This is a genomic window from Streptomyces sp. NPDC039736, from assembly GCF_055596485.1.
The window spans coordinates 456,307-477,106 of sequence record NZ_JBVIUQ010000001.1 but is presented as its reverse complement, the minus strand read 5'-3'; the positions used below and the strand labels follow the sequence as shown (position 1 = coordinate 477,106).

General features: G+C 70.9%; 19 protein-coding genes. 7 read left to right on the top strand and 12 right to left on the bottom strand.

Annotated elements, in window-relative coordinates; genetic code table 11:
• Positions 1-38: 38 nt before the first annotated feature.
• Positions 39-986: a fibronectin type III domain-containing protein gene (locus ACZ56L_RS02010; RefSeq protein ID WP_471061654.1), complete on the bottom strand. Its 948-nt coding sequence runs from the start codon at positions 984-986 to the stop codon at positions 39-41.
• A 116-nt stretch (positions 987-1,102) separates the two neighbouring features.
• Positions 1,103-2,635: a YfcC family protein gene (locus ACZ56L_RS02005; RefSeq protein WP_471060480.1), complete on the bottom strand. Its 1,533-nt coding sequence runs from the start codon at positions 2,633-2,635 to the stop codon at positions 1,103-1,105.
• Between the two features lie 274 nt (positions 2,636-2,909).
• Between ACZ56L_RS02005 and ACZ56L_RS02000 the strand changes: the two genes are divergently transcribed.
• Positions 2,910-3,110, top strand: a complete 201-nt coding sequence (locus tag ACZ56L_RS02000) for a DUF5708 family protein (protein WP_345217933.1) — start codon at positions 2,910-2,912, stop codon at positions 3,108-3,110.
• A gap of 76 nt (positions 3,111-3,186) precedes the next feature.
• Here the strand turns inward: ACZ56L_RS02000 and ACZ56L_RS01995 are convergent, their stop codons facing one another.
• Entirely contained in the window at positions 3,187-3,867 is a 681-nt protein-coding gene (locus tag ACZ56L_RS01995; protein WP_345217932.1) for an alpha/beta fold hydrolase, read from the bottom strand.
• A gap of 91 nt (positions 3,868-3,958) precedes the next feature.
• Here ACZ56L_RS01995 and ACZ56L_RS01990 point away from each other — a divergent pair, with 91 nt between their 5' ends.
• Both ACZ56L_RS01990 and ACZ56L_RS01985 read left to right on the top strand, forming a co-directional pair.
• Positions 3,959-4,807, top strand: coding sequence for a chitosanase (locus ACZ56L_RS01990; RefSeq protein ID WP_471061651.1), 849 nt, complete (start codon positions 3,959-3,961; stop codon positions 4,805-4,807).
• Positions 4,808-4,892: 85 nt separating this feature from the next.
• On the top strand, positions 4,893-5,699 hold the full coding sequence (locus ACZ56L_RS01985) for a chitosanase (RefSeq protein ID WP_401758744.1): 807 nt from the start codon (positions 4,893-4,895) through the stop codon (positions 5,697-5,699).
• A gap of 97 nt (positions 5,700-5,796) precedes the next feature.
• Here ACZ56L_RS01985 and ACZ56L_RS01980 read toward each other — a convergent pair whose 3' ends face one another.
• From ACZ56L_RS01980 to ACZ56L_RS01945, 8 genes are all read right to left on the bottom strand, one after another.
• The gene (locus ACZ56L_RS01980; RefSeq protein WP_345219041.1) at positions 5,797-7,158 is read right to left on the bottom strand and encodes a nucleobase:cation symporter-2 family protein; all 1,362 of its coding nucleotides are present in this window, start codon (positions 7,156-7,158) and stop codon (positions 5,797-5,799) included.
• A 387-nt stretch (positions 7,159-7,545) separates the two neighbouring features.
• Positions 7,546-8,961, bottom strand: a complete 1,416-nt coding sequence (locus ACZ56L_RS01975; protein WP_345217928.1) for an 8-oxoguanine deaminase — start codon at positions 8,959-8,961, stop codon at positions 7,546-7,548.
• Positions 8,962-9,006: 45 nt separating this feature from the next.
• On the bottom strand, positions 9,007-10,488 hold the full coding sequence (locus ACZ56L_RS01970) for a nucleobase:cation symporter-2 family protein (protein ID WP_345217926.1): 1,482 nt from the start codon (positions 10,486-10,488) through the stop codon (positions 9,007-9,009).
• A 103-nt stretch (positions 10,489-10,591) separates the two neighbouring features.
• Positions 10,592-11,515, bottom strand: a complete 924-nt coding sequence (pucL, locus tag ACZ56L_RS01965; protein ID WP_345217924.1) for a factor-independent urate hydroxylase — start codon at positions 11,513-11,515, stop codon at positions 10,592-10,594.
• Between the two features lie 5 nt (positions 11,516-11,520).
• Positions 11,521-11,928: a hydroxyisourate hydrolase gene (gene uraH / locus ACZ56L_RS01960; RefSeq protein WP_345217922.1), complete on the bottom strand. Its 408-nt coding sequence runs from the start codon at positions 11,926-11,928 to the stop codon at positions 11,521-11,523.
• Position 11,929: 1 nt separating this feature from the next.
• Positions 11,930-12,457: a 2-oxo-4-hydroxy-4-carboxy-5-ureidoimidazoline decarboxylase gene (gene uraD, locus ACZ56L_RS01955; protein ID WP_345217919.1), complete on the bottom strand. Its 528-nt coding sequence runs from the start codon at positions 12,455-12,457 to the stop codon at positions 11,930-11,932.
• A gap of 209 nt (positions 12,458-12,666) precedes the next feature.
• Positions 12,667-12,987 (bottom strand): helix-turn-helix domain-containing protein, encoded by a 321-nt coding sequence (locus ACZ56L_RS01950; protein WP_345219040.1) that lies wholly within the window; start codon positions 12,985-12,987, stop codon positions 12,667-12,669.
• A gap of 71 nt (positions 12,988-13,058) precedes the next feature.
• Complete coding sequence (locus ACZ56L_RS01945) at positions 13,059-13,388, bottom strand: hypothetical protein (protein ID WP_468683065.1); 330 nt, start codon at positions 13,386-13,388, stop codon at positions 13,059-13,061.
• Positions 13,389-13,513: 125 nt separating this feature from the next.
• Between ACZ56L_RS01945 and ACZ56L_RS01940 the strand changes: the two genes are divergently transcribed.
• From ACZ56L_RS01940 to ACZ56L_RS01930, 3 genes are all read left to right on the top strand, one after another.
• On the top strand, positions 13,514-14,362 hold the full coding sequence (locus ACZ56L_RS01940; protein WP_468683066.1) for a TIM barrel protein: 849 nt from the start codon (positions 13,514-13,516) through the stop codon (positions 14,360-14,362).
• Between the two features lie 57 nt (positions 14,363-14,419).
• On the top strand, positions 14,420-15,310 hold the full coding sequence (locus ACZ56L_RS01935; protein WP_345217915.1) for a 2-hydroxy-3-oxopropionate reductase: 891 nt from the start codon (positions 14,420-14,422) through the stop codon (positions 15,308-15,310).
• 227 nt (positions 15,311-15,537) lie between these two features.
• Positions 15,538-16,998: a catalase gene (locus ACZ56L_RS01930; RefSeq protein ID WP_345217912.1), complete on the top strand. Its 1,461-nt coding sequence runs from the start codon at positions 15,538-15,540 to the stop codon at positions 16,996-16,998.
• 813 nt (positions 16,999-17,811) lie between these two features.
• Here ACZ56L_RS01930 and gcl read toward each other — a convergent pair.
• Positions 17,812-19,596 (bottom strand): glyoxylate carboligase, encoded by a 1,785-nt coding sequence (gene gcl, locus ACZ56L_RS01925; protein WP_345217910.1) that lies wholly within the window; start codon positions 19,594-19,596, stop codon positions 17,812-17,814.
• A gap of 350 nt (positions 19,597-19,946) precedes the next feature.
• Here gcl and ACZ56L_RS01920 point away from each other — a divergent pair, with 350 nt between their 5' ends.
• Entirely contained in the window at positions 19,947-20,741 is a 795-nt protein-coding gene (locus ACZ56L_RS01920) for a hypothetical protein (protein ID WP_471060472.1), read from the top strand.
• Positions 20,742-20,800 lie beyond the last annotated feature (59 nt).

Here is a 20,800-nt window from a genome sequence, read left to right as displayed (position 1 = left end):
CCGGGCCGGGTGGACCCGCGCGGGCCCGGCCCGGCTCCTCAGCCCGCCCCCACCACCGTCCGCTGCGCCGAGAAGTCGCCCCACTTCCCGTCCGGCAGTTTGGCCCGCAGCTTCACGCTGTACCGGGTGCCCGGAGGTTCCGAGACGGTGAAGGTGTACGTCACCGGGCCGGGCGGCGGGGGTGCGCCCCAGACGACGGTGGTGGCGAACCTGCCGTTCACGTGGAGCTGGTACTCCTTGACCTCGCCCCCGGTGCGGGGCTGGGTCCAGCGGAGCCGGATCGTGCGCTCGACCCCGTCGGCGTGGGCGGTGGCGGTCAGGCCGGTGGGTGCGGTGGAGGCCCGCCCGCCCGGGGCGCGGGCGGTGGTCAGGTCGAGGGCGTTGCTGTCCTTCGAGGAGTTCTCGGCGGCGTCCCGCGCGCGCACGGTGAAGGTGTAGACGGTGCCCGGCCGCAGGCCCGTGACGCGCGTGCCGGTCGCGGTGCCCGGCACGCTGTGGATGCGGGAGTCCTCCTGGTAGACGTCGTACGCGGTGACGGCGCCGCCGGGGTCGGCGGCGCCCGTCCAGGCGAGCCGGACCGACGTGCCGTCGACCACTTCGCCGGTGAGTGCCGTCGGCGTCGTCGGCGGGGTGCGGTCGTCGGGTGCGGGGGCGCGGGTCCGGGCGGTGACGGCGGTGCTCGGCGCGGACCGGTTCCCGGCCGCGTCCCGGGCTCGTACGGTGAAGGAGTAGGGGGTCGCGGGGGTCAGCCGGTCGACGTCGACCATGGTGGTCCGGGCGGGGAGGGAGACGACCTTCCGCCCCTTCTCGAAGACGTCGTAGCCCGCGACGCCCCGGTCGTCGGCGGCCGCGCTCCACATGACGTGCACGGAGTGCGCGCTGCCCGCCTGGGCGGTGACTCCCGTGGGGGCGGTCGGCGGGGTGGTGTCACGGGCGGGCTGGGCCTTGGCTCCGGCGCACGCGGTGGTGCCCGCGAGCAGGAGCATCGTACAGGTCAACACGGTGCGAACGGTGGGGCGTTGCACAGCCGGACCTCCTCCGGGGGAATATTGGTCCAGACCTGTATGCCATGCCCGGCCGCCCCGGGACAAGGGGCCCGGCATCACGTCATGACCGCGCCCAGTGCCACGAAGCCGCAGATCAGGACGAACAGGATGGCCAGCAGCGGCCAGACGAAGCGGAGGTAGGAGTGGTAGCCGACCTCGGCGAGCGCGACCCCGCCGATGGTGACGGCGGTGGTGGGCACCCACAGGTTCATCAGCCCGCTCGCGGACTGCCAGGCGGTGACCACCACGGCGCGCGGCACGCCCGCGAAGTCGGCGAGCGGCGCGAGGATCGGCATGGCGAGCGTGGCGTGCCCGGAGGTGGAGGGGATCAGGAAGGCCAGCGGGAGGTTGACGACGAAGACGATCACCGCGAAGAAGGCGGAGGAGGTGCCGGTGACGACGTCCTCGACGGCGTTCAGCACGGTGTCCGTGATCCGCGCGTTGTTCATGATGACGGTGACTCCGCGCGCGAGGACGATCACCAGCGCCGGCGCGATGAAGTCCGCCGCGCCCTGCGCGACCGTGGAGCTCAGCCGCTGCTCGCCGAAGCGGGCCACCAGGCCGACCACGACCGCCGCCACCAGGAAGAGCGCCGCCAACTGCGGGAAGGACCAGCCGAGTTCGAAGCCGTACGGAGTGGCGACGGCGTCGCCGGTCAGGGCGCTCGACCACGGCACCACCGAGAAGATCATGAACGCGAAGGTGACCGCCACCAAAACCAGCAGCACCTGGTGCAGCCGGGTCAGCGGCGGCGGCTCCTCGGTCTCGGCCGCCGACCGCTCGCGGTCGCCGGGCCGGAATCCGGAGAGCGAGCGGGCCGGGTCGCGCCGCACCCGGCGGGCGTAGCGGATCACGTAGGCGATCGTGGCGCCCGCCAGCACCACCCACATCAGCGCGCGCAGCACGATGCCGTCGCCGAGCGAGATCCCGGCGGCGGAGGAGGCGACGCTGGTGGCGAAGGGGTTCACCGTGGAGCACAGCACGCCGACGCCCGCGCCCAGGATGATCGTGCCGGTCGCCACCATCCGGTCGTACCCGAGCGCCAGCATCAGCGGGACGATCAGTCCGTAGAAGCCGAGGGTCTCCTCCGCGAACCCCTCCACCGTTCCCAGCAGGGCGAAGACCAGCATCACGCCCGCGATGAGCAGCGCCCCGCGCTCGCGCAGCCGGTGCGCGAGCCGGCCGATGCCCCGGTCCAGGGCGCCGGTGGCGAAGACGACGGTGATGAACGCCCCGATGGCCAGGACGAAGAGGAAGACGCCCGCACTGCCGTACACCGAGCCGGCCAGGTCGGGCCCGACCCGGCCCGTCCGCTCGTCCTGCACGCCGTACAGGCCGTTGACCGGGGACAGGAAGAGGTCGCCCAGCCGGTCGGCGAAGGACTGCCCGGAGTCGACGCGGTGGTAGGTGCCCTGGACCGGCGCACCGTTCTCGTCGCGGTCGTACGCACCGGAGGGGACGAGGAAGGCGAGCAGCCAGACGCCGAGGGTGACCAGCACCAGGACGGTCAGCGCGCTGGGGAAGCGGAACGTCCGCCCGCCGTCCTGCTCCGTGTCCGGTTCGCGCTCCGGTGACGCTGCGGTACTCATCGTCCAGCCCCTGCGTGTCGTCCCTGAACCTGTGGGGCCAATGGACCACAGGGACTCCGCGCCCGCATCCGCACGCGCCGTGCGGCGGAACTCCCCCGGCGGCACGGTCATCCCCCGGTCCCGTCGCACCCGCTCCCGGCCGGTGGGCGCCGCGCGCGGTCCGCCGAACGATGCAGCGCGGCTTCGTTCCGGCGGACGACGCCCCGCCCCCGCCCGCGTCCCTACGGTGGGGACATCCCCCCGACCGGCGACTCAGCCGCACAAGGAGCCCGCCATGAACCGTGCCGTCAAGACCCTCCTCGAAGGAGCCGTGACCTTCCTGGCCGGTCTCGCCCTGAAGCTGTTCGGCACCGACGAGCAGATCGTGTGGGTGACGCCGACCAAGGCCGGGGTGGTCCTCATGGTCGTCGGCGGCTGCCTGCTCGTCGCCGCGCTCCTCCAGAGCCTGCGCGGCGCCGGGGCCTCCCGGACGTGAGCCGCCGGGCCGCGTCCCGCCCCGCTCCCGCCCGGGGCCCGGCCGGCGCCGTTCGCAGGGGCTCCGGGGGGCCTGCCTAGCTGCTGAAGAAGTCGCTCACCCGGTCCGCGAACTGCTGCGCGTTCCGCTCGTGGATCCAGTGCCCGCCCGGCAGGGTCACCTGCGCGCAGTCCGGGATGCGGTCGGCCATCTCGGGGACGTCGGTGACGTCCATGGCGCTCTCCGGGCCGCTGGTGACGATGAGCGTCGGGGCGACGATCTCGCCCAGGCGCTCCAGCCACTCCTCCGGCGGCGAGGCGAGCTGGGCCTGGATCTCCGGGACGGCGTTCTCGTCGTAGTCGACCGGTCCCGAGCCCGGCAGGACGTCCGCCGCGCCGTCGAAGGGGGCCGGGGTCTCCTCCAGGACCAGGCGCTCCACCCGGTCCGGGTGGTCCTGGGCCAGGAGGTAGGCGACGACGCCGCCCATGCCGTGGCCGACCACGCCTGCGCGGTCGATCTTCGCCTCCTCGATGAAGCCGAGGACGTCCTCCTTCATGAGGTCCAGGTCGTACTCGTCGGGCCAGTCGCTCTCGCCGTGGCCGCGCAGATCGAGTGCGTACACCCGCCATTCCTCGCCGAGCGCCTGCCCGGTCTTCTCCCAGCTCGCGGCGGAACTTCCGATTCCGTGGAGCAGGATGACGGGCGCGCCGTGCTGGTCGCCCCAAGAGCGGTACGCCATGCGTACGTCGCCCACGTCGACGACGGAGTGATCTTCCATGACTCCGACCGTACAGGGGCTCCGGGGGTGGCACGGTCGTCGGGTGACGTCCGTTGTGCGTGGGGCGGGACCGGCGGCGCTGGTCCTGACGATGGTTCTGGTGGGGTGTGCGAGTGTCACGGAGGGGGGCGCCTTCGAAGGGGGCGGGGAGAGCGGACCGAGGGCGGGTCCGGCGCCCGTGCGGACGGAGGCGGGTCCGCCGCCCGCACCGCGCGGGGCGGCCGCGGGTCTCGCCGATCCGGCGAAGAAGGACCTGGCGATGCGGCTTGTGTCGAGCGCGGAGAACTCCTCCCTGGACTGGCGCCGGCAGTACCGGTACATCCAGGACATCGGGGACGGGCGCGGGTACACCGGCGGCCTGGTCGGCTTCTGCTCCGGGACCGGCGACATGGCGAAGGTGGTCGCGCGTTACGCCGCCGCCCGGCCCGGCAGCGCACTGGAGAGGTACCTGCCCGCGCTGCGCGGGGTGCGGGGCAGCGCCTCGCACGCGGGGCTCGGGCCGCCGTTCGTCCGGGCCTGGCAGCAGGCCGCCGACACCGATCCGGCCTTCCGCGCGGCGCAGGACGCCGAGCGGGACAAGGACTACTTCGACCCGGCGGTCCGCCAGGGCAAGGCGGACGGGCTGGGCGCGCTGGGCCAGTTCGTCTACTTCGACGCGTACGTCATGCACGGGTACGGGGACAGCATGGGCGGCGACGGCTTTCGCACGATGCGCCGGACCGCCCGGCAGCGGGCGGCGCTGCCGGCCGACGGCGGGGACGAGAAGGTGTACCTGAACGCCTTCCTGGACGCCCGCGCGGCCTCGATGAGGAAGGAGCCCGCGCACCGCGACACCAGCAGGATCGACACGGCGCAGCGGGTGTTCCTGCGCGAGGGGAACCTCACGCTCCGCACACCGCTGGTGTGGAAGGTTTACGGCGACACCTTCCGGGTGAGATGAAGGAACTCCCGCGGCCGGGCCCCGTCGAAAGCGGGCCCGGCCGCGCTTTTCCCCACCCGCACCCCCGCCCGTACCGGAGCACCTCTTGCCGTTCGCCCGCCGCCTCCAGAACACCGTCCGCGCCCTGCTGGACCTGAGCCCCGCCGCAGCCGGGGCACGGGAGGGCGGTCCCCGTACGGGTGCCGCGCCCGGTCTGCGCGATCCCGCGAAGAAGGAGATCGCGATGCGGCTCGTGTCCAGCGCGGAGAACTCCTCGCTCCAGTGGCGGGAGCAGTACCGGTACATCGAGGACATCGGGGACGGGCGCGGATACACCGCCGGGATCATCGGGTTCTGCTCGGGAACCGGGGACATGCTGGAACTGGTCGAGCACTACGGCGCGGCTCGCCCCGGCAACGCACTGGAGCGGTACCTGCCCGCGCTGCGGCAGGTGAACGGGTCGGACTCGCACCGCGGGCTCGGCTCCGGCTTCGTACGCGACTGGCAGCGGGCGGCGCAGGACCGGGTTTTCTGCGAGGCGCAGGACCACGAGCGGGACCGGGTGTACTTCGACCCGGCGGTGCGGCAGGCGGAGCAGGACGGGCTCGGGGCGCTGGGGCAGTTCGTCTACTACGACGCGATGGTCATGCACGGGGCGGGCGGCCCCGACGGCTTCGACGCGATCCGGCGGGCGGCGCTGGAGCGGGCCGCCTCCCCCGCCCGGGGCGGTGACCAGGGGACGTACCTGGACGCCTTCCTCGACGTGCGCAGGAAGACGATGAAGCGCGAGGCGGCGCACGAGGACACCAGCCGGATCGACACGGCGCAGCGCGTCTTCGTGCGCGAGGGGAATTTCGACCTGCGGACGCCGCTGGCGTGGCAGGTGTACGGGGACAGCTACCGGATCGACTGACGGTGTGTCGGCATTGCGTGAAAATGACTGACGGGCAGTCAGCACGCGGTGGCCGTACGGGAGTTCCGTACGGCCACCGCGTGTTGGTGACGGGGTGTCAGTGGGCCGCCACCGCGGGCTTCTCGCTGCGGTGGGAGATCTCCTCGCCCGGCTCCATGGGGGCCGTGACCTCGTCGTCGTCGGCGCGCTTGCCGATGTGGTTGAAGACGAGGTTGAGGACGACGGCCGCCAGGCAGCCGGTGGAGATGCCGGAGTCCAGGATGATCTTCGCGGTCTCCGGGAAGTGGTGGTAGAAGGTCGGCGCGGCGATCGGGATGATGCCGACCGCGAGGGAGACGGCGACGATCAGGACGTTGTTGTCCTTCTCCAGGCCCGCCTTGACGAGGGTCTGGATGCCGCTGGCCGCGACCGAGCCGAAGAGCACGATGCCCGCTCCGCCGAGGACCGGGCGCGGGACGACCGCGATCAGCGAGGCGGCGATCGGGCACAGGCCCATCAGGATCAGGAAGCCGCCGCCCGCCGCGACCACGAACCGGCTGCGGATCTTGGTCATGGCGACCAGGCCGATGTTCTGGGCGAAGGCGCTGCACATGAAGCCGTTGAACAGGGGGCTGATCGCCGAGCCGAGGGCGTCGGCGCGCAGGCCCGCGGCGATGGTCTTCTCGTCGGCGGGCCGCTCGACGATCTCACCGAGGGCCAGCATGTCGGCCGTCGACTCGGTCATCGAGACCAGCATGACCACGCACATCGAGATGATCGCGGCGGCCACGAACTGCGGGGCCCCGAAGTGGAACGGCGTCGGGAACCCGACGACGGCCGCCTCGGTGATCGGCGTGAAGTCGGTGGCGCCGAAGGGGATCGCGATGAGCGTGCCGATGACCAGGCCGAGGAGCACGGCGATCTGCTTCACGAAGCCGCGGGTGAAGCGGCGCAGCAGCAGGACGATCACCAGGGTGATGCCCGCGAGGCCCAGGAAGGTCGTCGAACCGTAGTCATCCGCCTTGGGGTTGGGGCCCTGCGCCCAGCCGAACGCGACCGGGAGGAGGGACACACCGATCAGGGTGATGACCGTGCCCGTGACGACGGGCGGGAAGAAGCGGACCAGCTTGGAGAAGAACGGCGCGGCGACGAAGCCGATCGCTCCGGCGACGATGATCGCGCCGAAGATGACCGGGAGCGCGTCCTCCTTGGACTGGCCGCCGGCTATCGCGAGCATCGGTGCGACACCGGCGAAGGTGACGCCGTTGACGAAGGGCAGCCGGGCGCCGATGTTCCAGACGCCGAGCGTCTGCAGGAGGGTGGCGAGGCCGGCCATGAAGAGGCTGGCGCCGGTGAGGAAGGTGAGTTCCTTGCCGGACAGACCCACGGCCGCGCCCACGATGAGCGGGGGTGCGACGACGCCGGCGTACATGGCGGCGACGTGCTGAAGGCCGGTCGTGGCGAGCTTCAGGGGCGGCATGCCCTGGTCGACCGGGTGCTTCTCGGTAGGGGTGGTCGTGCTCTCCTCGGCGGTGTCGTCCGTCGAAGAGCCTTGCGCGGTGAACCTGGGCGACTTGGCCACAGCGTCCTCCTGTCGTTTTCCAGTGCCGGGATTGGCACGTGCTTCGGGGAGGTGGTGCGCGATGCAAGGTGCTGGTGGTGCTCAAGCAGGTGGTGCTCAGGGGGGTGCGGAGGGTGGTGCTGTTGCTGCCGTTCGCCCGGATACGCCGGACCGCCCCGGGGACGTGAAGTGTTGGGCCACGCCCCCGGGAACGGCTTCCGAGCAGCCCGCTCGGCTGCTCGGTTCCGGCCGGGAGCCGTCCCTCCCGGCCGGAATTCTTGTGCGGTGGTGACGAGGTGGCCTGCGTCAGCGCGGCTGCGCGGCCACGCGCGCCAGGCGCTGCGCCTCGTCCCGCGCTGCGCGGGCGATGGCGTCCTCGTCCACCGTGATCAGGTGGTTGTCCTCGACGACGGGTTCGCCGTTGACCAGGGACAGGGTGACCGGTGCCGCCGCGCCGAAGACGACGGCGGTGACCGGGTCGGCGATGGTGGAGTGGCCGAGGCCGTCGATCCTCCACATCACCAGGTCCGCGAGCTTGCCGGCTTCGAGTGAGCCGATCTGGTCCGCGCGGCCCAGGACTTGGGCGCCTCCGTAGGTGCCGAGGCGGAGGGCCTGGCGGGCGTTGAGGGCCCGCTCGCGGTGCTCGGTGTGGAGGCGGTTGATGAGCAGCGCGTTGCGCAGCTCGGTGTGCAGCTCGCCGGACTCGTTGGAGGCGGTGCCGTCGACGCCGAGGCCCACCGGTACGCCCGACCTCAGCATGTCGGGGACGCGGGCGATGCCTGCGGCGAGGCGGGCGTTGGAGGAGGGGCAGTGCGCGACGCCGGTGCCCGTGCGGGCGAAGGCGGCGATGTCGGAGTCGTTCATGTGGACGCAGTGCGCCATCCACACGTCCTCGCCGAGCCAGCCCGTGGACGCGAAGTAGTCGGTGGGGCCCATGCCGAACAGCTCGTGGCAGAACTTCTCCTCCTCCACCGTCTCGCTGCCGTGGGTGTGCAGCCGTACCCCCTTGCGGCGGGCCAGCTCCGCGCCCTGGCGCATGAGTTCCGTCGAGACGGAGAACGGCGAGCAGGGGGCGACGGCGACCTGGGTCATGGCGTCGAAGGACGCGTCGTGGTGCTGGTCGACGGTCGCCTCGGTGGCGGCGAGCGCGCCCTCCAGGGTCTCGACCGCGAAGTCCGGCGGAAGGCCGCCGGCGGACTCGCCGCGGTCCATGGAGCCCCGGGCGAGGGTGAACCGTACGCCCATGTCGCGGGCGGCCCCGATGATCGCCGAGGAGAGGTCGCCGGAGCCGCGGGGGAAGACGTAGTGGTGGTCCATGGCGGTGGTGACACCGCCGCGGGCCATCATGGCCAGCGAGCCGCGGGCGGCCGCCGTCACCATCTGCTCGTCGATCCGCGCCCAGGTGGGGTAGAGCGCGGTCAGCCAGTCGAACAGGTTGTGGTCGGTGGCCAGGCCGCGGGTGATCCACTGGTAGAAGTGGTGGTGCGTGTTGATCAGGCCGGGAGTGACGAGGTGGCCGGTGCCGTCGATGCGGCGGACCACGTTGTCCAGACCTGCGGGCGCCGTGCCCGCGCCGATGGACTCGATCCGGTTGCCCGCGACGACGAGGTGGCCCGACGCGTATTCCGTGTCGTCGGCGTCGACGGTCGCGATCGCGCAGTTCTCGATGACGATGCGGGAGACGTCGTCCTTGCGCGAAGCTGTTGCTGCCGGTGCTGCCATAAGGCTGCTTCCTTTACCTCTGTGCTGATCGGGCACGGCAGGACCCTAGGAGGATTTGAGTGCCACGGACGCCGCCGGAGTGCGGCGTGCGCGGGTGCCGAGGTGGTGGAAGAACAGGTTGAGCAGGACGGCGACCAGTGCGCCGGCGCTGATGCCGGAGCCGAGGACGGTCTGCGCCCAGGCGGGGAAGTCCGCGTAGAAGGTGGGTGCCGCGAGCGGGATGATGCCCGCGCCGAGTGCCACCGCCACGAGGATGATGTTCGAGCTGTCGTCGAGCCCGGCCTCGGAGAGGGTACGGATGCCGCTGACCGCGATCGAGCCGAAGAGGACGATTCCGGCGCCGCCGAGGACGGGCATCGGCACCATGGAGACGACCGCGCCGAGCACCGGGAAGGCGCCGAGGAAGAGCAGCGCACCGCCGGCGACGGCGACGACGTACCGGCTGCGCACCCGGGTGAGCGTGACGACGCCGACGTTCTGGGCGAAGGCGCTGGTCGGGAAGCCGCCGAAGACGGGGCCCACCAGGGTGGCGATGCCGTCGGTGCGCAGGCCGCGGGTGATGGTCCTGCCGTCGCAGTCGCGTTCGCAGATCTTGCCGAGGGCGAGCATCCCGGCCGAGGACTCGGTCATCAGCACCAGCATCACGATGCACAGCGAGAGGATCGCGGCGGGCTGGAACTCGGGGGCGCCGAAGGCGAAGGGCGTGGGCAGCGCGGCGATCGGGGCTTCCTTGAGGCCGCTGAAGTCGGCGAGCCCGAAGGGGATGGCCGCGAGCGTGCCGAGCAGCATGCCGAAAAGCAGCGCGACCTGCTTGACGAAGCCGGTGCCGAAGCGCTGGATCATCAGAATGACGACGAGGGTGAAGGCGGCGAGCGCCAGGTACTTCATGTCGCCGAAGTCGGCGGCTTCCTTGTCGCCGCCCTGCGCCCAGGCGACGGGCACCGGCATCAGCGTGACGCCGATGAGGGTGATCACGACGCCGGTGACGAGCGGCGGGAAGAAGCGGAGCAGCCTGCCGAAGAACGGGCCGACGGCGAGACAGAAGACTCCGGCGACCATCACCGCGCCGTAGATGGCCGGGAGCTGGTGGCCGGGGGCACTGGTCTCGGCGATCGCGAGCATGGGCGCGATGCCGGCGGAGGAGGCGGCGTTGACGAAGGGGAGCCGGTTTCCGGCGAACTTCGCGACGCCGATCGTCTGGAGGATCGTGGCGAGTCCCGCGATCAGCAGGCTGGCGGCGATCAGCCGGGTCATCCCGGCGGCGTCCAGGCCGCAGGCCTGGCCGATGATGAGCGGAGGGGTGACGACGCCGGCGTACATGGCGGCGATGTGCTGGAGCGCGGCGGGGACGAGCCGCTTGGCGGGGAGCTTCTCATCCACCGGGTGCACGGGATCGAGGAGATCGACCGGCTTTCCGAGGGACGGCGAGTCGCCGCTGATGACGGTGGACTCGTCCTGCCGGGCGGGCTCGTCCGTCTGGGAAAAACACGGGCCTTCTGCTGCCGGCCCCTTTGCTGGCTGTGCCATGGATGTTCGTTCCCTCCGGTCCGCGGCGCCGCCCCCCGCCCGGCGGGGCTGGGGACGGCGCGGCCGTGACCGCGTCAGAGGTGGTCGAGGAGGACCGACCGCGTCAGAGGTTGGTCATGTCGACCGGGATCTGCGGCTCGACTCCGTCCCGCAGGATGGTGGCCTCGATCAGGCCGTACGGGCGGTCGGCGGCGAAGTAGACCTCGTTGTCGTTCTTGAGGCCGAACGGTTCGAGGTCGACCAGGAAGTGGTGGTTGTTGGGCAGCGAGAAGCGGATTTCGTCGATCTCGCTCCGGCTGTTGATGACCCGCGAACCCATCTGGTACAGCGTCTGCTGGAGCGAGAGCGAGTACGTCTCGGCGAAGGCCTGCAGGATGTGCTTCTTAGCCTGCTCGTACGACTTCTCCCAGTTGGGCATCCGCTGGTCGTCGCTGGTCCAGTTGTAACGCCAGGCGGCCGACACGTCGGTGCACAGGATGCGGTCGTACGCCTCCTTGAGCGTCGTGTACTTGTCCTTGACGTAACCCCAGAACTCCGAGTTGGTGGAGTTCATGACCGTGAGGTCCTTCAGCCCCGAGATGATCTCCCAGTTCTCGCCGTCGAAGGTGATCTGGGTGATGCGCAGCTCCTGGCCCTTGCGGGCGAAGGAGTGGTTGACCTCGTCGGACCCGATGAACTTGGAGTTGTTGTCCGAGGTCGCGATGCGCTCCCAGGCGTACTCCTCGATCCGGATGCGCGCCCGCTTGATCGGCTCCTGCGAGGTCACGAAGTGACGCGCGAGGTGGATGCCGAACTGCTCGGCGGACTCGATGCCGTACTCCTTGGCGAAGGCGTACACCGTGTTCTTGGTGGTGTCCGTCGGCAGGACGTTGGCGTTCGAGCCGGAGTAGTGGACGTCCTCCATGTCGCCGGAGAGGGCGACCGAGACGTTCAGGTCCTTGATGTGGTGGGTGTCGCCGTCCCGCGTGATCTTGACGACGCGGTTCTCTGCTTTGCCGTACTGGTTCTGGCCGAGAATGGTGGGCATCGGTGCTAGCTCCCTCGGTATACGGAGTAGCCGAACGGGTTGAGCAGCAGCGGTACGTGGAAGTGTTCGCCCGGTACGACGGCGAAGGTGATCGCCACTTCCGGGAAGAACGCGCCGCTGTCCCTTACGCGGGGGGCGTCCTGCTGAGCCTCGGCTTCGGTCTCGCTCGTGCGGTGCTTGTTCGCGAAGTAGGTCTCGGTCTCGAAGTCGAGCCGGACGTGGGTCGTGCCCTCCGGCAGGGCCGGGAGGTCCTTGCAGCGCCCGTCCGCGTCGGTCTTCGAACCGCCGAGCGCCAGCCACTGCGCGTCCGCGCCGCTGCGGGCGGTGAGCGTGATGGCGACTCCCTCGGCGGGGCGGCCGATGCTGGTGTCCAGGATGTGCGTGGACACCGAGGCGGTGGTTGCGGTACTCATCTCAGTTCTCTTCTCCTGAATCCGCGGGGGATTCCACGAGGCGGGTCAGCCGGATGCGGTTGATCTTGCCCAGTTCGGCGCGGACGATCTCCCGCTCCTGTTCGGGCGAGTTGCCGCTCCGCTCACGCACCGCGTCGCGCATCTGCTCTCCGGTGGCGCCGGTCGCACAGATCAGGAAGACGTGTCCGAACTTTTCCTGGTACGCCAGGTTCAGTTCGAGCATCTCGGCCTTGAGTTCCTCGGAGGCGCCGGCCATTCCGCGCTGCTCGCGGGAGGAGGTCGGGTCCCCGGGCTTGGGGCGGCCGATCGGCGGGTGTCCCGCCATCGCCTCGGACAGGTCCTCGGCGGTGAGCTCCGCGAGTGCGGCGTCACTGGCGAGAAGGAGTTCCTCGGCGGAGGCGTACGGGCGCTGAGCGATGAGCTTGCTCCCCCACGCCGAGCTGGCACACACCTCGTGGAGTTCGGCCTGGGCCGCGCTCTCGGGGAGGTGGTTGAACCGGGAAAGGCCCGGTGTCTGGACCGAAGTCACGGGAGCCTCCGTGGCCTTGTGCTGGACGGGCTGGGCATAGCTAACGCCCTCGACAACTGGACGTCAACAGTTTGTTGAAAGTTCGCGAAGACAAAAGCCGCCGTCCCCAAGCGGGGGCGGCGGCGTCTCAAAATGATCGATCAAACGGCCTGTGGATCAAGGAACTTGGCGTCCGCCCGAGAGGTTCCGAGACGTGACGGGTCGGGAGTCTAGTCCGCTTTGGCGGCGTTCTCCCTGTTCAGGTAGTTGTAGACGGTGAAGCGGGAGACGCCCAGCGCGCCGGCCACCGTCTCCACCCCGTGCCGCACGGAGAAGGCGCCCCGCGCCTCCAGGGTCCGTACGACCGACTGCTTGGCCTTGCGGTCCAGCTCCGCCAGCGGCATCCCGTGCCGGCGCTCCAGCGCGAGGAGGATGTGGTCGAGGGAGTCGGAGAGCTGCGGGAGGCGGACCGCGACGACGTCCACGCCCTCCCAGGCGAGGACCACGTCGTCCCGCCCGGCCCCCGCGGGCTCCAGCATCTCCGCACCCATCGCGTCGACCAGCGGTTTGACCGCCGTGACCAGGGGGTGATCCCCGGGCCCGCCGGGCCCGCTGTCTGCCGTCACTTGTCGGCCTCCCCGTTCTGGGCCTGCTCGCTCTGGGCCTGGTCGCTCTGGACCTGCTCGTTCTCGGCCTGCTCGTTCCGGGCCTGCTCGTCGATCACGTTGACCTGCAACGAGACGCGGGTGGCCCCGGCGGCGAGGGACGTGCGCAGCAGCGCGTCCACGGCGGTGAGCACGGCGTCGGCGCCGCCCTCCGCCGTATTGCCGAAGGGGCCCACGTCGACGGCGTCCAGCTCGGCCACCTGGATCACCTCACGGGCCGCCACCGCGTGCGGCGGCGCCTCGTCGAGATCGAAGGGCTCGGTCGTGAACTCCACTCTCAATCGCACGCGCACAACCTACTGCGACGAGCACGAAATCCGGCAGCCCCTCTTGACAAGTCCTCGGGACCGGCTGCAACCTTCCATCAAGCAGAAACTAACTTCCGCAATACGGAAGGAGCGCCGAACACCCCATGGGCTACTCGGACCACCGCTTCGATGTGAACCTCTCGATCCTCTTCACGGAACTCCCGCTCCTGGAGCGCCCGGCGGCAGCCGCCGCGGCCGGCTTCACGGCGGTCGAGCTGTGGTGGCCCTGGATCGAGACCCCGACCCCCGACCAGTCGGAGCTCGACGCCCTGAAGAAGGCGCTGGACGACGCCGGCACCCAGCTGGTGGGGCTGAACTTCTACGCCGGACAGCTTCCCGGCCCGGACCGCGGCGCGCTCTCCCTCCCCGGTGAGGAGTCCGACCGCTTCCGCGCCAACATCGAGGTGGCGGCCGACTTCGCCGCCTCGGTCGGCTGCCGGGCGCTCAACGCGCTCTACGGCAACCGGGTGGAGGGCGTGGACGCCCAGATCCAGGACACCCTGGCGCTGGAGAACCTCGTCCTGGCCGCCCGCGCCGCCGACCGCGTCGGCGCGGTCCTCCTGATCGAGGCCCTCAACAAGCCGGAGTCGCCGCTCTACCCGCTGGTGAGCGCGTCCTCCGCGATCGAGGTCGTCGACAAGGTCAACAAGGCGACGGGACTCGGCAACGCCAAGTTCCTGCTCGACCTCTACCACCTGTCGATGAACGGACTGAACGCCGAGGACCTGGCCCAGGTCATCGACGCCCACGCCGACAAGACCGGCCACGTGCAGATCGCCGACAACCCGGGCCGCGGCGCGCCGGGCACCGGCGACCTCGGCCTCGAAGCCCTGCTCGACCGCCTGAAGAAGGCCGGTTACGAGGGCTGGGTGGGCCTGGAGTACAAGCCGGGCGACCGGCCCAGCGCCGAGGCCTTCGAGTGGCTCGACCGGTCGGCCCGCGCCGCCACGTGACGCCCGCGGGCGCCAACGGAACTTCTTGACACGCGTTTTGAGAGAGGCAGTACCCTCATGAGCACCCTTCCCACGATCGGTTTCATCGGCCTCGGCATCATGGGCTCCCCCATGTCCGAGAACCTGCTGAAGGCCGGTTACGAGGTCACCGGATACACCCTGGAGCAGGACAAGATCGACCGCCTGGTCAAGGCCGGCGGCAAGGGGGCCGGCTCGATCGCCGAGGCGGTCAGGGACGCCGACGTCATCGTGACGATGGTGCCCGCCTCTCCCCAGGTCGAGGCCATCGCCTACGGCGAGGACGGCATCCTGGAGAACGCGAAGTCCGGCGCGCTGCTGATCGACATGTCCTCGATCACCCCGCAGACCTCGATCGACCTGGCGAAGGCCGCCAAGGACAAGGGCATCCGCGTCCTGGACGCGCCGGTGTCCGGCGGCGAGGCCGGTGCGATCGAGGCCGTGCTGTCCATCATGGTCGGCGGCGAGCAGGCGGACTTCGACTCCGCCAAGCCGGTCCTGGAGGCCCTCGGCAAGACCATCGTGCTGTGCGGTCCGCACGGTTCGGGCCAGACGGTGAAGGCCGCCAACCAGCTCATCGTCGCCGTCAACATCCAGGCGTGCGCCGAGGCCGTGGTCTTCCTGGAGAAGTCCGGCGTGGACCTGAAGGCCGCGCTCGACGTCCTCAACGGCGGTCTGGCCGGCTCCACCGTGCTGACCCGCAAGAAGGACAACTTCCTCAACCGCGACTTCGCGCCCGGTTTCCGGATCGACCTGCACCACAAGGACATGGGCATCGTGACCGACGCCGCCCGCAACGTCGGCGCGGCCCTTCCGGTCGGCGCGGTCGTCGCCCAGCTGGTCGCCTCGCTGCGCGCCCAGGGCGACGGCGGCCTGGACCACTCGGCCCTGCTGCGCGCCGTCGAGCGCCTCTCCGGCCAGCAGGTCTGAAATCCCTCAGGCCCCACGGCCTGACCTGCGGCTTCCGCTGTGAAGCCGCCCTCGAACTCCGGGCTGCGGCAGCGCTGACACCTGTCCTGTCGCGCCCAGGCGCTGCCGCGGCCCGGGTCCCAGACGTGCTCCACCCTTAAATTCAACAAACTGTTGACGCCGCGTTCTCCGCGTACTTACGCTCCTCACGCCGCCAGCAGATCCCGCAGGAAGGTCCCAAGGTCACCATGTCGAAGCGTGTGCTCACGACCGAGTCAGGCGCCCCGGTCGCCGACAACCAGAATTCCGCCTCCGCCGGTGTCGGTGGCCCGCTCCTCCTCCAGGACCAGCACCTGCTGGAGAAGCTCGCCCGCTTCAACCGTGAGCGCATCCCGGAGCGTGTCGTGCACGCCCGCGGCTCCGGTGCGTACGGCTACTTCGAGGTCACCGACGACGTCACCGGCTTCACCCGCGCCGACTTCCTCTCCGAGGTCGGCAAGCGCACCGAGACGTTCATCCGCTTCTCCACCGTCGCGGACAACCTCGGCGGCGCGGACGCGGTCCGCGACCCGCGCGGCTTCGCGCTGAAGTTCTACACCGAAGAGGGCAACTACGACCTCGTCGGCAACAACACCCCGGTGTTCTTCATCAAGGACCCGATCAAGTTCCCCGACTTCATCCACTCGCAGAAGCGCGACCCCTTCACGGGCAAGCAGGAACCGGACAACGTCTGGGACTTCTGGGCGCACTCCCCCGAGTCCACGCACCAGATCACCTGGCTGATGGGCGACCGCGGCATCCCCGCCTCGTACCGCCACATGGACGGCTTCGGCTCGCACACGTACCAGTGGACGAACGCCGAGGGCGAGGCCTTCTTCGTCAAGTACCACTTCAAGACGAACCAGGGCATCCGCTGCCTGTCCTCGGACCAGGCCGCGGAGATCGCGGGCAAGGACGCCAACTCGCACCAGACGGACCTGCTCCAGGCCATCGAGCGCGGCGTCAACCCGTCCTGGACCCTGTACGTCCAGGTCATGCCGGCCGCCGAGGCCGCGGACTACCGCTTCAACCCCTTCGACGTCACGAAGGTGTGGCCGCACGCGGACTACCCGCTGCAGCGCGTGGGCCGGCTGGTCCTGGACCGCAACCCGGACAACGTCTTCGCCGAGGTCGAGCAGGCCGCGTTCTCGCCGAACAACTTCGTTCCCGGCATCACGGCCTCCCCGGACAAGATGCTCCAGGGCCGCCTGTTCGCCTACGCGGACGCGCACCGCTACCGCCTGGGCGTCAACCACACCCAGCTCCCGGTGAACGCGCCGAAGAACGCGCCGGCCGACAACTACGGCCGGGACGGCTTCTACGCCACCCGCTACGGCTCGCGCCACGACAAGAACTACGAGCCCAACTCGTACGACGGTCCCGCGCAGACGGACGCCCCGCTGGGCGCCCCGGCCGAGGTCTCCGGCTGGACGGGCACCTACGCCTACGCCCAGCACGTCAAGGACGACCACTTCTTCCAGGCCGGTGAGCTCTACCGCCTGATGTCGTCCGACGAGAAGGACCGCCTGATCGCCAACATCGCCGGCGGCCTCTCCCAGGTCTCCCGCGACGACGTGATCGAGAAGAACCTCGCGCACTTCCACGCGGCCGACCCGGAGTACGGCAAGCGCGTCGAAGAGGCTGTTCGCAGCCTGCGTGAGGACCAGTAGTTCCCTGACTGCGGAAGGGGTCTGACGGGAGGTCAGGCCCCGACCGCTGTCCTTGCCGCCGGCCCGAAATGAGGGGTGGCCGGCGGCAAGGACCGATACGGGGCCCGCGGTGGCGGGTGAGCCAGTGCGGTGGTGAAGGCCGGCGCGTCTCTCCTTCTTGACCTGAGAGAAGGAGCGCGCGGCGGCTCATCGCCCCCACCGCGGCCTCTTTCGCACGAGGTTGCACGTGTGCCGAACCAGGGCGCGGAGTACGGACGGTCCCGTACTCCGCGCCCTTCGCCGTGCCCCCACCTTCCGAGCCCGCCGCTCAGCTTCCGGCCCCGGCCCCCTTGGCCAAGGACAACCACCGCCCGGCGGCCTCACCGCCCAGCCCCCTCAGACGTCGCAGCCACCCCGCCGCCCCCCTCCCCTCGGACGTCTCAGCCGCCCTGCCACCCCCGCCCCCTCGGGCTTTCGCAGCCGCCCGTCGCCCCCGCCTCCTTGGGCGACGGGGCCGCCCCGAGGGGGCGAAGGGGGTACCCCCTGCTCGAGCGAAGCCGAGAGCTCGGGGGAGGGCGGGCAAGGGGGCGGCCCCTCCCGCTCCCGGCCCACCCCCGTCCCGCCCCCTCCCCACCGGCTTCCACCCCCTCACCGCCGCGCCCCTCCCCCCCGGCCACAGGTCCCGCCATGGCCGCCGGTCACGGCCCCCGGCCCCGCCGGTCCCCCGGCCGGCGCACCCCGCCCCGCCCCACCTCACCCCCCGGCAACGCAACGCGAAGGGGGCCGGCACGCCACCATGGCGTACCGGCCCCCTTCAAGGGCGCGTGCTGTGCGCTACTGCCCCACGAACGGCCGCACCGCGGTCGGCGCATGCCCCGGCTCCGTCACGACGTCCTCCCACTCGTTGACGGCGTCGATGCCCGCACCGCTCATCGAGATGTTGGTGACGCGCTCCAGGATGGCCTCGACCACGACCGGCACCCGGAACTCCTGGGCCAGCTTCTTCGCCTCCTCGAAGGCGGGCAGCAGCTGGTCCGGCTCGGTGACGCGGATGGCCTTGCAGCCGAGGCCCTCGACCACCTTGACGTGGTCGACGCCGTAGACGCCCAGCTCCGGCGAGTTGATGTTCTCGAACTCCAGGTTGACCTGGAAGTTGATGTCCAGGTTCCGCTGGGCCTGGCGGATGAGGCCCAGGTAGGAGTTGTTCACCAGGACGTGGACGTACGGGATCCGGTGCTGCGCGCCGACGGCCAGCTCCTCCAGCATGAACTGGAAGTCGTAGTCGCCGGAGAGCGCGACGACCTGGCCCTCCGGGTCGGCGGTGGCGACGCCGAGCGCGGCCGGGATGGTCCAGCCGAGCGGGCCCGCCTGGCCGCAGTTGATCCAGTGGCGCGGCTTGTAGACGTGCAGCATCTGCGCGCCGGCGATCTGCGAGAGGCCGATGGTGGTGACGTACCGGGTCTCGGGGCCGAAGGCGCGGTTCATCTCCTCGTACACGCGCTGCGGCTTGAGCGGCACGTTGTCGAAGTGCGTACGGCGCTGGAGCTTGGCCTTGCGGTCCTGGGTGGAGGCGGCCCACGCGCTGCGGTCGGGCAGCCTGCCCGCGGCCTTCAGCTCCTTGGCGACCTCGACGAAGAGCTCCAGGGCGGCCTTGGCGTCGGAGGCGATCCCGTAGTCCGGCGCGAAGATCTTGCCGAGCTGGGTGGGCTCGATGTCGACGTGGACGAACTTGCGGCCCTCGGTGTAGACGGCCAGGTCGCCGGTGTGGCGGTTGGCCCAGCGGTTGCCGATGCCGAGGACGAAGTCGGACTCCAGGAAGTTCGCGTTGCCGTAGCGGTGCGAGGTCTGCAGGCCCACCATGCCGGCGTTGAGCTCGTGGTCGTCGGGGACGATGCCCCAGCCCATGAGGGTCGGGATGACGGGCGTGCCGGTCAGCTCGGCGAACTCCAGCAGCAGGTCGGAGGCGTCGGCGTTGATGACGCCGCCGCCGGCGACGATCAGCGGGCGCTCGGACTCCAGCAGGAAGGAGAGGGCCTTCTCGACCTGGGGGCGGGTCGCGACCGGCTTGTAGACCGGCAGCGGCTGGTACGTCTCGGGGTCGAACTCGATCTCGGTGAGCTGCACGTCGATCGGCAGGTCGATGAGGACCGGTCCCGGCCGGCCGGAGCGCATCAGGTGGAAGGCCTCCTGGAACACGCCCGGGACCTGCGCGGCCTCCAGGACGGTGGTGGCCTTCTTGGTGACCGGCTTGGCGATGGAGGCGATGTCGACGGCCTGGAAGTCCTCCTTGTGGAGCTTCGCGACCGGGGCCTGGCCGGTGATGCACAGGATCGGGATCGAGTCCGCGATGGCCGAGTAGAGGCCGGTGATCATGTCGGTGCCGGCGGGGCCCGACGTACCGATGCAGACGCCGATGTTGCCGGCGTTGCTGCGGGTGTAGCCCTCCGCCATGTGGGAGGCGCCCTCGACGTGGCGGGCGAGCGTGTGCTTGATCCCGCCGCCCGTCTGGAGGGCCTTGTAGAAGGGGTTGATCGCCGCGCCGGGCACGCCGAACGCGTGGCTGACGCCTTCGCGCTTGAGGATCTCAACAGCCGCGAGGGCGGCGGTCATACGGGGCATCGGGTCACTCCTGTGCTTCAGGCCGGGTTTCCGTAATGCGGAATAACTGTTCTGCTATGTGGAAGCAACATAGGATGCGGAGGTGCCGCCGTCAAGGGAGGAGTCCACGGAACGGGAGCGGCGCGCATGGCGGACCGCACAAAGGGGCACGCCGGAAACCGGGAAGGCCGCACGGAGGGGTCCACGGACCGAAACGTCGGCGGAAAAGACGTGAAGTACCTGCCAAGGCTTCACAGTTGGTGTGACCATGGAGTGACACAGCGCATCAGTCGTTCCTGCGTTCCTGCGTTCACGCCCGGTCGCGCACCGCCGGACGTGCCCGCCGGACGCGACGTTCCGGAGGTCCCCCCATGGGAAGCAGCGTGCCGGTGCGGTGCCCCGCCTGCCGCCGTGACCACGCGTACGAACCGCCCGTCTTCCCCTGCGCGTGCGGCGCGCCGCTGGCCCCGCCGCTCCAGCGCGGCGCGCCGGCGCAGCCCATCACGCACCGGACCTGGACGGACTCCTGGGTGACGGTCCGCTGCCCCGCCTGCGGCCGCACCGACCAGTGGCCGCAACCGGAGCTGGGCTGCGGCTGCGGCGCGGTGCTGCGCATCCCGGTCCGCCCCGCCCCGACCGTGCCCCCGGCAGCCGGGGCCGCCGGGCCCCCGGTGACGCGCCCCGAGCCGCTCCGCACGGACGAGGTCCTGGCCGGTGCGGCGGACCGCGAGGCGGACCCCGACGCCCCGCGGGAGCGCTCCCGCGCCTCCCGCCCGCCCTTCCGCCCGCTGACCATCCGCACCGCCCGGGACGCCGTCACCGCGGCCGCGCTCTACCTGAAGTGGCTCGGCTTCCGGGGCATCCTGCAGTCCCCCGAGCACCCGGCGTCGGGCATCGACCTGCGGGCGCCCGGCCTGGTCGCGCAGGTCGACCCGAGCACGGAGCCGTCCACGCTGCGCGACGTGGAGTGCCTGTGGCTGCACGGGCTGAACCAGTCGGCCGTCGCGGTCTTCTTCTCCCTGACGGGGTACGAGCCGGCGGCCCGGGCCCGCGCGGAGGAACTGGGCGTCCCGCTGTTCGTCCTCGACCTCACCGGCACCCCGAAACCGGCCACCCGCGCCGCCGACGACCTGGCGGGCAGCAGCACGGGCCCGGCGGGCGGCTGACGGGACGGGAAAACCGCCGGGCGGAAGCGGGTGCGCCCCCGGCGTCCGCGCGATACTCG

Coding starts and splice junctions, on each gene's coding strand:
- ACZ56L_RS02010 (WP_471061654.1), bottom strand. CDS start 986: ATGCTCCTGCTCGCGGGCACCACCGCGTGCGCCGGAGCCAAGGCCCAG.
- ACZ56L_RS02005 (WP_471060480.1), bottom strand. CDS start 2,635: ATGAGTACCGCAGCGTCACCGGAGCGCGAACCGGACACGGAGCAGGAC.
- ACZ56L_RS02000 (WP_345217933.1), top strand. CDS start 2,910: ATGAACCGTGCCGTCAAGACCCTCCTCGAAGGAGCCGTGACCTTCCTG.
- ACZ56L_RS01995 (WP_345217932.1), bottom strand. CDS start 3,867: ATGGAAGATCACTCCGTCGTCGACGTGGGCGACGTACGCATGGCGTAC.
- ACZ56L_RS01990 (WP_471061651.1), top strand. CDS start 3,959: ATGGTTCTGGTGGGGTGTGCGAGTGTCACGGAGGGGGGCGCCTTCGAA.
- ACZ56L_RS01980 (WP_345219041.1), bottom strand. CDS start 7,158: ATGCCGCCCCTGAAGCTCGCCACGACCGGCCTTCAGCACGTCGCCGCC.
- ACZ56L_RS01975 (WP_345217928.1), bottom strand. CDS start 8,961: ATGGCAGCACCGGCAGCAACAGCTTCGCGCAAGGACGACGTCTCCCGC.
- ACZ56L_RS01970 (WP_345217926.1), bottom strand. CDS start 10,488: ATGGCACAGCCAGCAAAGGGGCCGGCAGCAGAAGGCCCGTGTTTTTCC.
- pucL (WP_345217924.1), bottom strand. CDS start 11,515: ATGCCCACCATTCTCGGCCAGAACCAGTACGGCAAAGCAGAGAACCGC.
- uraH (WP_345217922.1), bottom strand. CDS start 11,928: ATGAGTACCGCAACCACCGCCTCGGTGTCCACGCACATCCTGGACACC.
- ACZ56L_RS01950 (WP_345219040.1), bottom strand. CDS start 12,987: ATGGGTGCGGAGATGCTGGAGCCCGCGGGGGCCGGGCGGGACGACGTG.
- ACZ56L_RS01940 (WP_468683066.1), top strand. CDS start 13,514: ATGGGCTACTCGGACCACCGCTTCGATGTGAACCTCTCGATCCTCTTC.
- ACZ56L_RS01935 (WP_345217915.1), top strand. CDS start 14,420: ATGAGCACCCTTCCCACGATCGGTTTCATCGGCCTCGGCATCATGGGC.
- ACZ56L_RS01930 (WP_345217912.1), top strand. CDS start 15,538: ATGTCGAAGCGTGTGCTCACGACCGAGTCAGGCGCCCCGGTCGCCGAC.
- gcl (WP_345217910.1), bottom strand. CDS start 19,596: ATGCCCCGTATGACCGCCGCCCTCGCGGCTGTTGAGATCCTCAAGCGC.
- ACZ56L_RS01920 (WP_471060472.1), top strand. CDS start 19,947: ATGGGAAGCAGCGTGCCGGTGCGGTGCCCCGCCTGCCGCCGTGACCAC.